Below are 13,612 nucleotides of genomic sequence, written 5' to 3'. Positions count from 1 at the left end.
GGCAACACTAATGGACCACTAACAAATCAAGGAAAGGCCAACACCACAAAAAAACACCCAAACCCGCGGCGCAGACCAAAAACCTCAATCCTCAATCCCTAGCCGAAGAAGCCGCCCCATGACTCAACCAATCGAGCACAGCACTAGCATCATCATCAGCCCCTTGCCTGGCCTTAGCCACAGTCTCAGCCACATCAGCGCTGGGCACAGCGCGCCGAATAGCCACCCCCACAGCAAGAATATCAATCATAACGAGATGCAAAATCCGCGAAATCATGGACAACTGTGACTCACGAATTTCAATATGATCAGTCTCAAGCGCGACAGTAGCCCGCTTAGCCAAAGACGTATTACTCGAAGTAATAGCAATCACCTTAGCGCCGGCCTGCATAGCCACATCAAGGACGCGCAACAACTCAGGCGCGCGCCCTGACTTGGAAACAGCAACGATCACATCCCCCTTCCCAAGCAAAGCAGCCGACGCCGCCTGCATATACAAATCGCCGTAGGCGATAGTAGGAATGCCAAACCGGAAGAACTTGTAATGCGCATCCTGAGCGACGATATTCGAATTCCCGAGCCCATAAAACTCGATGCGCCGCGCGCCGTTCAGCAGATCAATAGCCCGCTCAACCTGATCGAAGTTCAAATGCTCGCGCAACTGCAAAATCGCCGACACGGTGTTATCGAGCACCTTCGCACCGAAGTCCGTCGCCGTATCGCCGAGATGCACCTGACTATGGCTAACAGGAATAGTGCCCGTCAAGCCGGTAGCCAGCTTCAGCTTGAAATCCGACAGCCCCTGGCAACCCAACGACCGGCAAAACCGGATCACAGTCGGCTGACTCACATCCGCCTTCCGCGCGATATCCACAATCGGATCATTGATAATCGACCGCGGATGATTCAGCGCAAGATCAGCCACACGTCGCTCGGCCGGCGTCAACGCATCGCGCATCTGCCGGATCCGCTCGAACACGGCCGATGAACTGCCCCCCGCACGATTCGACAGCTGCTCGGCAAGAATCGCGGAAACACCGAGAAACGCCGGATATTCAGCGGTAATCACATATGTCGGCACGTTCTGCAGATAAGCCTCGAACCGGCCTTTAGCCTCGAAGCGCTTACGAAACGACGACCGCGAAAAGAACTCGCCGAGCCGCGGCACGACACCACCGCCGATATAAATCCCGCCCAACGCCCCGAGCGTCACTGCAATATTGCCCGCGAAGGTGCCGAGAATGCCGCAGAACACATCGACGGATTCCGCTGCCAGCGGTTCGCCTTCCAGCGCACGCTTGACGATCTCGATCGTGTCGACATTCGCCGCCACGCGTTTCTTGTCGCGGCCCGCGAGCGCGCGATAAATCACTTCGATACCAGGCCCCGCCGCCACACGCTCGAACGACACGTGCGACCACTTCTTGCGCGCGTACTGCAACACGATATCTTCGCGTTCGTCAGCCGGCGCAAAAGTCGCATGACCACCTTCACTGCCAAGCGCGATCCAGCGATCATCAGCGGGAATCAAACCGGACACACCCATGCCGGTGCCAGGCCCAAGCAAACCAATCACGCTATTCGGCCGACGCGCACCACCGCCCACCTGCACGCGCTGCGCGTCAGTGAGGCCAGGCAGCGCCATCGCCAGCGCGGTAAAGTCGTTCACCACCAGCAGCGTGTCGAAACCAAGCGCGCGCCGCGTCGCCTCGATCGAAAAGCTCCAGTCGTGATTCGTCATGCTCACCTGATCGCCATCGACCGGATTTGCAATCGCAATCGCCGCATGATTCACGCGGCCGATCTTGGTGTCCTTCAGATACTTTTTGATGACTTCGGCAACGCCCGGATAGTCCGCGCACGGATAGACCTTCACCGAGCCGATTTCGCCTGGGCTCGTCTCCAGCGCGAAGCGCGCATTCGTGCCGCCGATGTCGGCCAGCAGCCTCGGTCCATCGGCGTGCTGGCCCGCGCCCGGAACAGCCTTAGTTTGCACACCAGTAGACATCGAGTCTCACTCCCTTGTCGTTTGCCAACTGCGAGATGGCATTTTTTTGTAGCGAAGCGGACGCGGCATTCAGCACGTCCATCTTGCGCGGTCCTGCAATCAGCAAAAACAGATGCTTCACTTCCTTCAACGCGGACATCGACCAGCTGACGCGCGCGTGCGGCGCGCTGCCAGGATGCACGGCAACGAAGCGATCGGTGGTGGTGATCGCATGATCCCATTCGGGCGAGTCGGCGAAGATCGACGCGGTGTGGCCGTCTTCACCCATGCCGAGAATCGCGACGTCGGGCGCGCTGCTAAAACGCGCGTCGGCGTTCAGCGCGGCGACGTGCGCATTGAGATCCTGCGTGGTGTCCACGAGCGGCCAGAACGTGGTGTCCTTCGCGGCGTTCTGCAACAGCGTGGCGTGCACCAGCTGCGAGTTGCTCGCACTGTCCGTTTCCGGCACCCAGCGGTCGTCGACCAGCGTCACGGCAATGCGCGCCCAGTCGAAGCTTTGCGTCGACAACGTCTGCAGGAACGGGCGCGGACTGCTGCCGCCGGACACTGCAAGCATTGCGGGGCGCGCGCCAGTGGTGGAACCGGCGGCCTGCGCGGCGAGCGACGCATGTAACGCGTCGCCGACCGCTTTCGCCAACGCGTCGGATTGGGCGCGTTGGTCGTCGAAAGTGTGAAGCTGGATCACTTCTCCTCCGTGCTGCTTTTTTGTGTGATCTGCGGAATGTGCCGTACTGCTCTCACGCGATGCCTGCACAGTGGATGACTTGCAGGCGCCCTCGTGATACCGGCGCCATTCCGTTCAGTTCGTCGGTGGGTCTTACGGGCGGCGCGTCGTATTCCATTCAATACGACGTGCCGCCGTGATTCAATTCTCTTCTTCGAGCCAGCAGGTGCCGTGCTGCGCCAGCATCGCGCTCGAAGCAGCCGGTCCCCATGTGCCCGAAGCATACGGCTTGGGCGGCTTGTTCGACGCCTTCCATTCGTTCAGGATCGGTTCGACCCAACGCCACGCGGCTTCCTGCTCGTCGCGCCGCACAAACAGCGCGAGGCGGCCGTTGATCACGTCGAGCAGAAGGCGCTGATACGCCTCCATCTGTCCTTCGCGGAAGAACTGGTCGAACGCGAGGTCGAGGTGAACGCTGGCCAGGTTCATGCCCTCGCCGGGCTGCTTTGCGAGACAGTACAGGCGAATGGTTTCGTTCGGCTGCAGACGGATCACCAGGCGGTTCGCGCCGGCACGCAAAGCGGAAGCCCCGAGCGCCGAATGCGGCACCGCACGAAAGTTCACGACGATCTCGGCGACGCGATCCGCCAGGCGCTTACCGGTGCGCAGGAAAAACGGCACGCCGGCCCAACGCCAGTTTTCGATCTCGACCTTCAGCGCGACGAAAGTCTCGGTCGTGCTGTCCGGCCGCACGCCGGGCTCGGTCGCGTACGCGGGCACCGCGGTGCCGCGGATCACGCCGGAATGATATTGGCCGCGCACGGCGACCTTGCCGATATCGCGCGGATCGATGGGCTTCAAAGCGCGCAGCACGCGCAGCTTTTCGTCACGTACCGAATCCGAATCCATGGAGTGCGGCGGTTCCATCGCGACGATGGAAAGCAGTTGCAGCAAATGGTTCTGCACCATGTCGCGCAACGCGCCGGTGTTGTCGTAGAAGTCGCCGCGCGCTTCCACGCCGAGTTCTTCGGCAATCGTGATCTGAATGCTCTCGACCCACTCGCGACGCCACAGCGGTTCGAACAGCGCATTGCCGAAGCGCAGCGCCAACAGGTTCTGCACCGGTTCTTTACCGAGGTAGTGGTCGATCCGGTAGATCTGTTCTTCAGCGAAGATTTCGCCGACTGCATCATTGATGGCATTGGACGACTTGAGGTCGTAGCCAAGCGGCTTTTCCAGCACGATGCGCGAATTCTCGTTCAGCCCAACCGATGCCAGCGCATGGCATATCGGCACGAACAGCGACGGGCCGGTGGCCAGATAGAACACGCGAATGCCAGGCAAGTTCTGAATGGCGTCGCGCAAGTGCACGAAGTCTTCCGCTTTGCCGAGGTCGATGTTCACGAACTCGATGCGCTCCAGAAAGCTCGACCATGCCGCTTCGTCCACACCGTTCTTCGACACGTGCGGTTTGACGTGCTCGTTCACCCAGTGGATGTACTCGCCGCGATCCGTTGCATGCCGCGCCACCGCGACGATCTTGCCGCTGTCGGCCAGCATGCCGCCTGCACGGTGCGCTTCAAACAGTGCGGGGAGGATCTTGCGCATCGACAGATCGCCGGTTCCGCCGAAGAGAACGAAGGTGAAGCTTGAATCGGTTTGCATGAGTCTCCGTCGATGTCCTGGGGCCGCGGAAGATGAGCGAAAGCGCGACCGTAGTCCGATAAAATATTTTTTGACACTGAATTGTAGTTTAACTACAATCCAAATCAAGAGGTAGCGCTAATTCGATGAAAAAAGCGTGCGCTGTGAGTCAAGATGCGCGTTTTCCCGAATCGGCAGGCGCCCCCTGCATGTTAACGGACATTGCGTGTCGGCACGCGCCAGCATGCCCCGGCGGCCTTACGGAAAGCCGGGGAGTTGAGCGGCTTTCCGTAATGGTCGGCACCAGGTTGACATGTAAGGCACCTCGAGTCTGCCGCGCGAAACGCGGGCAGGCAAAAATCAAAAGAGGAGACAGTCAGTTGCATCCCGAACCACTCATCTCTTGAGCTTCCAGCGGCCGGACATTGGTCCGCCGGCACATGCCTCGCGCATGCGCCCGACCGTGCTCGATCGCCCAGTGTTTTGCCTGTTTGAACCAACCACAGCACCCTGGCGACATCAGGGGCCATTTGTTTTTTGTTCAGGTGTCTGGAGGAGATAAGCAATGAAATTTCGCGCGATCATGGGCGCTTTGTGCGCCGCAGGTCTGATGTGTGGCGTCTCGGCCGTGCAAGCCGCCGAGTCGATCGAAGTGTTGCACTGGTGGACTTCGGGCGGTGAATCGAAAGCCGTCGGCGTCCTCAAGGACGACATGACGAAGCAGGGTTACACGTGGAAGGACTTCGCGGTTGCGGGTGGCGCCGGCGCGGCTGCCATGACGGCACTCAAGACGCAGGTCATCTCGGGCAACGCACCGAGCGCTGCGCAGATCAAGGGTCCGCTGATCCAGGACTGGGCGTCGCAAGGCGTGCTGGTGCCAATCGACTCCGTCGCGGGCGACTGGAAGAAGAATCTGCCGCCGGAAATCGACAAGATCATGCACGCGGACGGTCACTACGTGGCAGCGCCGTTCTCGGTGCACCGCGTGAACTGGCTGTACATCAACAAGGCAGCGCTGGACAAGGCAGGCGGCAAGGCGCCGACCACGTGGCCTGAATTCTTCGCGGTGGCCGACAAGATGAAAGCCGCGGGCATCCAGCCGATCGCGATGGGCGGCCAGCCGTGGCAAGACCTGACGCTGTGGGAAGACGTCGTGCTGTCGCAAGGCGCGGGCTTCTACAAGAAGGCGCTGGTCGACCTCGACGAGAAGACGCTGACGTCGGATCAGATGGTCGGCGTGTTCGACACGGTCCGCAAGATCCAGGGTTACTTCGACGCGGGCCGCACGGGCCGTGACTGGAACCTGGCAACGGCCATGGTCATCAACGGCAAGGCCGGCATGCAGTTCATGGGCGACTGGGCGAAGGGCGAATTCGCCAACGCCGGCAAGAAGTCGGGCTCGGACTACATCTGCGCCGCAGTGCCGGGCACGGAAAAGTCCTACACGTTCAACGTAGACTCGTTCGTGTTCTTCCAGCAGAAGGGCGCAAAGGCGGCCACGCCGGGTCAACTCGCACTGGCCAAGACGATCATGTCGCCGGACTTCCAGGAGCAGTTCAGCCTGAACAAGGGTTCCATCCCGGTTCGCCTGGGCGTGTCGATGGCCAAGTTCGACGACTGCGCGAAGAAGTCGTACGCGGATGAACAAGTGGCGATCAAGTCGGGCGGCTATGTGCCTTCGCTGGCACACGGCATGGCGCAACCGGATGCAGCAGCCGGCGCGATCTCGGATGTGGTCACGAAGTTCATGAACTCGCAGCAGGATTCGAAGAGCGCGGTTGCCGCGCTCGCGAAGGCAGCGAAGACCAAGTAAGTGAAGTAAGCGAAGCGGCGCGCCCGGCGGTTCAGCAACGGGCGCCGGGCGCGCCCTTCACGTCGCTGATTGCACTGGTTGCACTGGTCACAAGCGGCTTCACCCCTGGTTTCATAGAGTCACACCTATGCCGTTGCGGCCTCGCGTCTGTCAGGCGTGAATCTCCCGGCGGTACAGTTTCAGCAGGAGTCGAGTAGTGACTGCTTCTATCAGCGGAAACGGGAAAACGGCTAGCGCCGCCCGCCGCGCGTCGCCCATGGCGGCCCTTGCCGATCGCTGGATTCCGAAGCTGGTGCTCGCACCCAGCGTCGTGATCAGCCTGATCTTCGTCTATGGCTTCATTGCAGTTACCGGCTATCTGTCGCTGTCCAATTCGCGACTGATGCCCCGTTATGAATTCGTCGGTCTCGATCGTTATCGCGAACTGTTCGATAACGATGTGTTCTGGACCTCGGCTGCGAACCTCGGCTGGTTCGGCATCCCGTTCATCGGTATCTGTATCGGTCTTGGTCTGTTTCTCGCGATCCTGCTCGATCAGCAGATCCGCAACGAAGGCGCGCTGCGCGCCGTGTTCCTGTACCCAATGGCGCTGTCGTTCATCGTGACGGGTACGGCGTGGCAATGGATCATGACGCCCAGCGTCGGCCTCGAAAAAGTGTTCCACGACTGGGGCTGGACGAGCTTTTCGTTCAGCTGGCTGGGCGATCCGGACAAGGCGATTTTCTGCGTCGTAATCGCGGCCGTGTGGCAGTCCACCGGCTTCGTGATGGCGCTGTTCCTTGCGGGCTTGCGTGGTGTCGACGGTGAAATCTTCAAGGCCGCGCAGATGGACGGCGCGGGCTTGCCCACCATCTACCGCAAGATCGTGATTCCGAGCATGCGCCCGGTGTTCTTCTCCGTGCTGCTGATTCTCTGTCATATCACGATCAAGACCTTCGACCTGGTGGTTGCGTTGACCGCGGGCGGTCCGGGCACGTCGTCGTCGCTGCCGGCTATTTTCATGTACACGTTTTCGTTCAATCGCGGGCAACTGGGCGTCGGCGCGGCATCGTCGATGATGATGCTCGCCACTGTCGTAGCCGTGCTCGTGCCGCTCATGTATCTGGAATCGAGGAGCACCCGCAATGCAGCCTAAGATGACGATCAGCCGTGCCGTCATTTATGCGGCCCTGTTCCTGTTCGCCCTGTATTTCCTGTTCCCGCTGTACGTGATGCTGTCCACGTCGTTCAAGGACATCGATCAACTGCGCACGGGCAATCTGCTCACGCCGCCCACGCACTGGACCGTCGATCCGTGGATCAAGGCCTGGAGCGGCGCCTGCACGGGTGTGCGTTGCGACGGCATGCAGCCGTTCTTCATGAACTCGGTGCGCATGGTGATTCCCGCCGTGCTGATCTCGTCGATCATCGGCGCGTTCAACGGTTATGTGCTCACGCACTGGCGTTTCCGTGGCGCGGATCCGATCTTCACGATGATCCTGGTCGGCTGCTTCATTCCGTTCCAGGCGATCCTGCTGCCGATGGCGCGTTTCGAAGGCTTTCTCGGCCTGTCGAACACGACCACCGGTCTGGTGGTGGTGCACGTGATCTACGGTATCGCCTTCACCACGATGTTCTTCCGCAACTTCTACGTCAGCATTCCGGCTGAACTCGTCAAAGCGGCGCGTATCGACGGCGCGGGTTTCTTCACGATCTTCACGAAGATTCTGCTGCCGGTTTCGCTGCCGATTTTCATGGTGTGCCTGATCTGGCAATTCACGCAGATCTGGAACGACTTCCTGTTCGGTATCGTGTTCTCCGGCGTCGATTCGATGCCGATCACGGTGGCGCTGAACAACCTCGTGAACACCTCGACCGGCGTGAAGGAATACAACGTGGACATGGCCGGCGCGATCATCGCCGCGTTGCCCACGCTGCTGGTCTATATCATCGCCGGACGCTATTTCGTGCGCGGCCTGACGGCCGGCGCGGTGAAGGGCTAAAGGCGAGGCTAGTTCATCCGAGCGCGGCGGCTTCTGTTCGATTCGAAGCCGCCGTCACCCGACAAAGTTTTCAAGCAGTACCAGAGACAAGAGGATTCACAGCATGGCAAGCCTTTCCATCCGTGACGTGTATAAGACTTACCCGAACGGGGTGCCGGTTCTGAAGGGTGTCAATATCGACATCGAAGACGGCCAGTTCCTGATTCTGGTCGGCGGTTCGGGCTGCGGGAAGTCGACGCTGCTCAACATGATTGCCGGCCTCGAGACCGTGACCAAGGGCGAGATCCAGATCGACGGCAAGACGGTGAACAACCTGTCGCCGAAAGATCGCGACATTGCGATGGTGTTCCAGTCGTACGCGCTGTACCCGTCCATGACGGTGCGCGAGAACATCTCGTTCGGTCTGAACATCCGCAAGGTGCCGAAGAACGAGCAGACGCAGATCGTCGACCGCGTGTCGAACACGCTGCAGATCACGCACCTGCTGGACCGCAAGCCGGGTCAACTGTCCGGCGGCCAGCGTCAGCGCGTGGCCATGGGCCGTGCCTTGGCGCGCGATCCGGTCATGTTCCTGTTCGACGAGCCGCTGTCGAACCTCGACGCGAAGCTGCGTATCGAGATGCGCTCGGAAATCAAGCTGCTGCATCAACGCCTCGGCACGACGATCGTCTACGTGACGCACGATCAGATCGAAGCGATGACGCTCGGCGACCGCATCGCGGTGATGAAAGACGGCGTTGTGCAGCAGTTCGGCGCACCGCAGGACATCTACGACTCGCCGTCGAACCTGTTCGTGGCCGGCTTCATCGGTGCGCCGCCGATGAACTTCATTCAGGGCAAGCTGGTGGAGCAGGGTGCGGGCGTGGCGCTCGAACTGGATACGGGTGTTGCGCGCACGCCGCTGAACCTGCCGTTCGACTCGGCGAAGGTGAAGTCGCACGTGGGCCGTGAGGTGATTCTCGGCCTGCGTCCGGAGCGCATCACCGACGCGCGCGGCGCGCACGGTGACAACGCGAAGCTGCAGCCGATCGAAGTGAAGGTCGACGTGATCGAGCCGACCGGTCCGGACACACTGGTGTTCGCACAGGTCAACGGCAAGCGTATCGTGAGCCGCGTGCACCCGGCGTCGAACCCGCAGCCGCTGGCGAATACGACGCTGCTGTTCGATACGTCTAAGGCGGTGCTGTTCGATCCGTCGAACGAAGAGCGGATTGCCTGATCGCGAAGTTTTACTGCTTTCAGTGCAATTGAAACAAAAACCCCATGCGTTCCACAACGCATGGGGTTTTTAGTTTTGCGCGCCTGGTTTCACTGCTCCGGAATACGCAGATCCGGATTGTTGCGTGCCAGTTCGGTCACCCATTCGATGAAAGCACGCAGCCGCGAACTCAGATTGCGGCGATGCGCATACAGCACCGAAAGCGGCGTGCTGGGGCTCGTATAGCCGGTGAGTATTTCCTTCAGCGCGCCTTGCGCAATCAGATCGGCGACCATGAAGCGTGACGGCTGGATGATGCCGTGACCGAGCGCCGCCGCGCCGATATAGACGCTGCCGTCGTTGACAGCGAGCACGCTCTTTAACGACACCTTGGCAATATCGCCGTCCACCTCGTATTCGAACGGGAACGTCCTGCCGGTGCGCGCGGACACGTAGTTGACCGCGCGGTGCTCGCTCAATTCTTCGAGCGTGGTCGGCTCGCCATGTTTCTCCAGATATGCCGGCGATGCGCACGTGACAATGCGCGCCTGGCCGATGCGCCGCGCGACGAGACTCGACTCTTCCGGCGTGCCCATGCGGATCACGCAATCCACGCCGTCCTGAATCAGATCGATGTTGCGGTCGGCGAGGCCGAGCCGCACGTCGATCTCGGGGTATTGCCGGTAGAAATCGTCGAGCGCGGGCAGCAGCAGTGCGCGCGCCAGCGTGCCGGACGTATCCACGCGGATCGTGCCGGCCGGATTTTCGCGCTTGTTCGACAGCGACGACTCGGCGTCGGTGACTTCGGCGAGGATGCGCACGCAGCGCTCGTAGAACAGCGCGCCGTCTTCGGTCACGCTGACCTGGCGCGTCGAACGATTCAACAGACGCACGCCCACGTGTTCCTCCAGCGCCTGGATGGTGCGGCTGACTTTGGCGCGGGGCAGGTCGAGCGACTCGGATACTTTGGTGAAGCTGTTCGCCTCGACCACACGCGTGAATATCTCCATGGCTTCGAAACGGTCCATGTTTTGCCTTAAGGTTGATTGGCGGAAGTAGGTTTCGAAGTGAAGTGTATAGGTTGGGAAATTTGTTGTCGCAAACCGTTAGGGTCGACGTGGCGCAGACGCTCGTCTTTTGCGCGACACGGCCACGCCGTAGCCCTCAATCCCGGTCCGGCGCGCCGAGCGGGAAATACGAACGATAGGGCCGCGCTTCGTCCACCGCGCGAGCGAACGACGGCCGCGCCAGCAGGCGCTTGCGGTAGGCGAGCACGTGCGGAAACGCCGGGCCGATCGCGTGCGTCCAGTCGGCGTAAAACAGGAACGGCGCGGCGCCGCAATCGGCGAGGCTGAACGTATCGCCGGCCGCCCATTCGCGCTCCGCCATCACCTTGTTCAGCCAGCCGTACGCGGTATCGAGCATGGCGCGCGCCTCGGCGACGGCTTGCCGGTCGCGCTCCGGCTCAGGGCGCATGCTGTCGTAGACGATCTTTTGCTGCGGCGTCGAGATGTAGTTGTCGAAGAAGCGATCCATGCTGCGCACTTCCAGCGCCGCGCGGGCGTCGGCCGGCAGGAGTTGAACCGGCCCGGCGTGGTAAAGGCCCAGATACTCGATGATGATGCTCGCCTCCATCACCGTCCGGTTGCCGTCCACCAGCACCGGAAAGCGCTTGATCGGCCAGAGCGCGGCGAATTCGGCCATGACTTGCGGGTCGTCGTGCGCCAGCAGGCGCAGCTCGAACGGCGTGCCGTTTTCGTAGAGCGCGGTCAGGACCTTCTGGCAGTACGAGGAGAAGGGATGGGCGTAGAGCTTCAGGGTCATCGTGGTCACCTTGGACGGTTGGTGAGTTGCTGTGGCACGAAAACGGCCGGAGCGACCGTTTTATCTCACGACGAGTGAGCGCCACGCAAATCGACAGCCACGACCCTTGGCATCACCAACATTCGCTACGTTAAAACGTCACAAAGCCGTGAAGAAGGATGGTGTAACATTTGAAAAATTTGTAAGGGACCGCGATGTGACCGGCCAGACGGCGCAGCAGCAACAAGCCCGGGGCGTCACTCAATCAAAAACGAATAATTCGACGCACGGGGAACTTCACATGTCCAGCATCACGTCCTCGGTGAACAGCGCGACGGCCAACGCGCAGAGCCAGGTTCAGCAGGCAGCGCAATCAATCATCAGCGGTTCGACCGGCAATTCGTCGATGGATGTCTCGACCCTGGTCTCGGCACTCGTCAACGCCAAAACGGCGGGGCAGGCGGCGGCGTTACAAGCCAGGCAGACCAGCGACAACACCACCTTATCCGCCTACGGCGCGCTCAGTTCGGCGTTGTCCGCCTTGCAGGCGGCGATCAAGAACCTGTCGGACGGAACGACGTTGTCCACCTTCGCGGCCACCGCGAGCGCCAAGGGCCTCGACCCGAAAGCGGGCCCCGGCGCGGTGGCCGGCAGCTATGCGATCGACGTGACGCAGATCGCTTCGTCGCAAAGCCTGTCTTCGGCGGCGTTCGGCGCGACCACGCAACTCGGCACAGGCACGTTGAGCATCTCGGCCGGCGGCAAGTCGATGGATGTGTCCATCGACAACACCAACAACACGCTGAGCGGCATCGCCGCCGCAATCAACAAAGCGTCCAACAACCCCGGCGTCACGGCCACGATCGTGACCGGCACCGGCGGCGCTCACCTCGTGCTGCGCTCGGCGGCCACCGGTTCGGGCAATACGATCAACGTGACCACTAGCAACGTCCAGAACGACGCAGGCCTGTCGAGCCTCGGCGTGACGTCGACGCCCGGCGCGAACGGCGGGGCGTCCACGATCGTGTCGTCGGATGCCGGCAATGCGTGGCATCAGAGCGAAGTGGCGCAGGACGCGCTGCTCACCATCGGCGGAATCGCGGCGCGCAGCGCCAACAACGCCGTCACCGATGCCATTGCCGGCGTCACGCTGAATCTGTCGAGCGCTTCGGTCAACAATCCGCAGACGCTGACCATCGCGCCGGACACCACCGCGCAGAACACGGCCATCACGAATTTCGCCAACCTGTACAACACCGTCGTCACCACGATCAGCAAGCTGTCCTCATACGACAAATCGTCGAAGCAGGCCGGCGCGTTGCTCGGCGATTCCACGCTGTTGACGGTCAAGAACGCGCTGGCGTCGATCGTGAGCGGCGGGGTGGGTACGGGCACGTCGGTGGTGAGCCTCGGGCACATCGGCATCACGCTGAAAGGCGATCCGGCGGACGGCACGCTGGTGGTCGACAACGCGAAACTCACTACCGCGCTCAATACCAGCCCGGCGCAGGTCGCCGCGTTATTCAACTCGACCGATGGTCTCGGCGCGAAGTTGAACAAGAGCATTAACGAGTTCACGCGGACGGGCGGCATCATCGACACGCGCAATACCGCGTTGAATGCCGACCTGAAGAGTGTCACCGCGCAACAGACCAGACTCAGCGATTACTCCACGCAATTGACGAAGCAGTATCAGAGTCAGTTCACCGCGTTGAACACCTTGATGGCGACCATGAACAACAATTCGGCCTATCTGACGGCGCTGTTCGGCGGCTCGAAGAGCGCGGGGGCATTGGCGACCAACAAGTGAGTTTGAAGCGCGGCGCGTCGCAGTTTACGGGCAATGCGCCGTGCGTCCTTGCGAGCCACGCCGCGTTGTCAATGCGGCAAACGCACATTGAACCTGAAGGTCACCAACCTCGCGAGCAGGATAAAAGCGGTGGCAATCAACACGCTATACACCGTGTCGAAATCGATGTAATCCAGCAGCACGTACAGCCAGCAGCCCACGAACGCACACGTGGCATACGGCCGCGAATCGCGCAGGATCAGCGGCACTTCGTTGCACAGCACGTCGCGTATCACGCCGCCGAAAACGCCCGTCAGCACGCCCATCATCACCGAGGTGAACCACGGCATCTGCGCGTCGTGCGCGATCGATGTGCCGCCTATGCTGAACAGTCCCAGCCCGATCGCATCGGCTACCAGCAGAACCCGCTCTGAAAACAGCCGCGAGGTCATCTTCAACAGCGTCGGCGCGAATAGCGACATAACGAAGATCGCGATCAGATAGCCTTGATGTTCGACCCAGTAAAAGGGCCGCCTCTCGAGCAGCACATCGCGCAACGTACCGCCGCCGAAAGCCGTGGCGATCGCCACCAGAAATGTCCCGACGGCATCGAGCCGGCGGGTTTTGGCTTCGATGAAACCGGAAATGGCGTACGCGAAAATCGCCAGCGCCTCCATGATGGTCAGCGCGAGCGTCAGCCTTGGATGGATC

The 13,612-nt window shown here is 61.1% G+C and carries 11 protein-coding genes; 5 read left to right on the top strand and 6 right to left on the bottom strand.

From position 1 onward, the window contains the following. Positions 1–91: 91 nt before the first annotated feature. The 3 genes from B0G82_RS01580 to zwf form a co-directional block, all read right to left on the bottom strand. Positions 92–2,008: a bifunctional transcriptional regulator/glucokinase gene (locus B0G82_RS01580; protein ID WP_121306455.1), complete on the bottom strand. Its 1,917-nt coding sequence runs from the start codon at positions 2,006–2,008 to the stop codon at positions 92–94. Next, positions 1,986–2,693, bottom strand: coding sequence for a 6-phosphogluconolactonase (gene pgl, locus B0G82_RS01575; protein ID WP_116119252.1), 708 nt, complete (start codon positions 2,691–2,693; stop codon positions 1,986–1,988). Before pgl ends, B0G82_RS01580 begins: the two co-directional genes overlap by 23 nt. 180 nt (positions 2,694–2,873) lie before the next feature. Next, positions 2,874–4,337, bottom strand: a complete 1,464-nt coding sequence (gene zwf, locus B0G82_RS01570) for a glucose-6-phosphate dehydrogenase (RefSeq protein WP_106279932.1) — start codon at positions 4,335–4,337, stop codon at positions 2,874–2,876. A gap of 544 nt (positions 4,338–4,881) precedes the next feature. On the opposite strand from zwf, the gene B0G82_RS01565 reads away from it, so the two are divergent. The 4 genes from B0G82_RS01565 (at position 4,882) to ugpC (ending at position 9,330) form a co-directional block, all read left to right on the top strand. Then, the gene (locus tag B0G82_RS01565; protein ID WP_116142609.1) at positions 4,882–6,129 is read left to right on the top strand and encodes an ABC transporter substrate-binding protein; all 1,248 of its coding nucleotides are present in this window, start codon (positions 4,882–4,884) and stop codon (positions 6,127–6,129) included. A 196-nt stretch (positions 6,130–6,325) separates the two neighbouring features. Next, positions 6,326–7,264 (top strand): sugar ABC transporter permease, encoded by a 939-nt coding sequence (locus tag B0G82_RS01560; RefSeq protein WP_116142608.1) that lies wholly within the window; start codon positions 6,326–6,328, stop codon positions 7,262–7,264. Beyond that, positions 7,254–8,111, top strand: a complete 858-nt coding sequence (locus tag B0G82_RS01555; protein ID WP_106279938.1) for a carbohydrate ABC transporter permease — start codon at positions 7,254–7,256, stop codon at positions 8,109–8,111. Before B0G82_RS01560 ends, B0G82_RS01555 begins: the two co-directional genes overlap by 11 nt. Positions 8,112–8,214: 103 nt before the next feature. Next, on the top strand, positions 8,215–9,330 hold the full coding sequence (gene ugpC, locus B0G82_RS01550; RefSeq protein ID WP_116142607.1) for a sn-glycerol-3-phosphate ABC transporter ATP-binding protein UgpC: 1,116 nt from the start codon (positions 8,215–8,217) through the stop codon (positions 9,328–9,330). A gap of 89 nt (positions 9,331–9,419) precedes the next feature. Here ugpC and B0G82_RS01545 read toward each other — a convergent pair whose 3' ends face one another. Together B0G82_RS01545 and B0G82_RS01540 are read right to left on the bottom strand one after the other, a co-directional pair. After that, on the bottom strand, positions 9,420–10,337 hold the full coding sequence (locus B0G82_RS01545) for a LysR family transcriptional regulator (RefSeq protein WP_121306454.1): 918 nt from the start codon (positions 10,335–10,337) through the stop codon (positions 9,420–9,422). A gap of 136 nt (positions 10,338–10,473) precedes the next feature. After that, positions 10,474–11,133: a glutathione S-transferase family protein gene (locus B0G82_RS01540; RefSeq protein ID WP_121306453.1), complete on the bottom strand. Its 660-nt coding sequence runs from the start codon at positions 11,131–11,133 to the stop codon at positions 10,474–10,476. 280 nt (positions 11,134–11,413) lie between these two features. On the opposite strand from B0G82_RS01540, the gene fliD reads away from it, so the two are divergent. Beyond that, positions 11,414–12,922 (top strand): flagellar filament capping protein FliD, encoded by a 1,509-nt coding sequence (gene fliD / locus B0G82_RS01535; RefSeq protein WP_121306452.1) that lies wholly within the window; start codon positions 11,414–11,416, stop codon positions 12,920–12,922. A 68-nt stretch (positions 12,923–12,990) separates the two neighbouring features. On the opposite strand, the gene B0G82_RS01530 is transcribed toward fliD, so the two are convergent. Continuing rightward, positions 12,991–13,611 (bottom strand): trimeric intracellular cation channel family protein, encoded by a 621-nt coding sequence (locus tag B0G82_RS01530; RefSeq protein WP_106280433.1) that lies wholly within the window; start codon positions 13,609–13,611, stop codon positions 12,991–12,993. Between the last annotated feature and the right edge of the window lies 1 nt (position 13,612).

It is taken from the genome of Paraburkholderia sp. BL17N1 (assembly GCF_003634175.1).
Lineage (GTDB): Bacteria > Pseudomonadota > Gammaproteobacteria > Burkholderiales > Burkholderiaceae > Paraburkholderia.
This window is presented reverse-complemented; position numbering and strand designations above follow the sequence as displayed.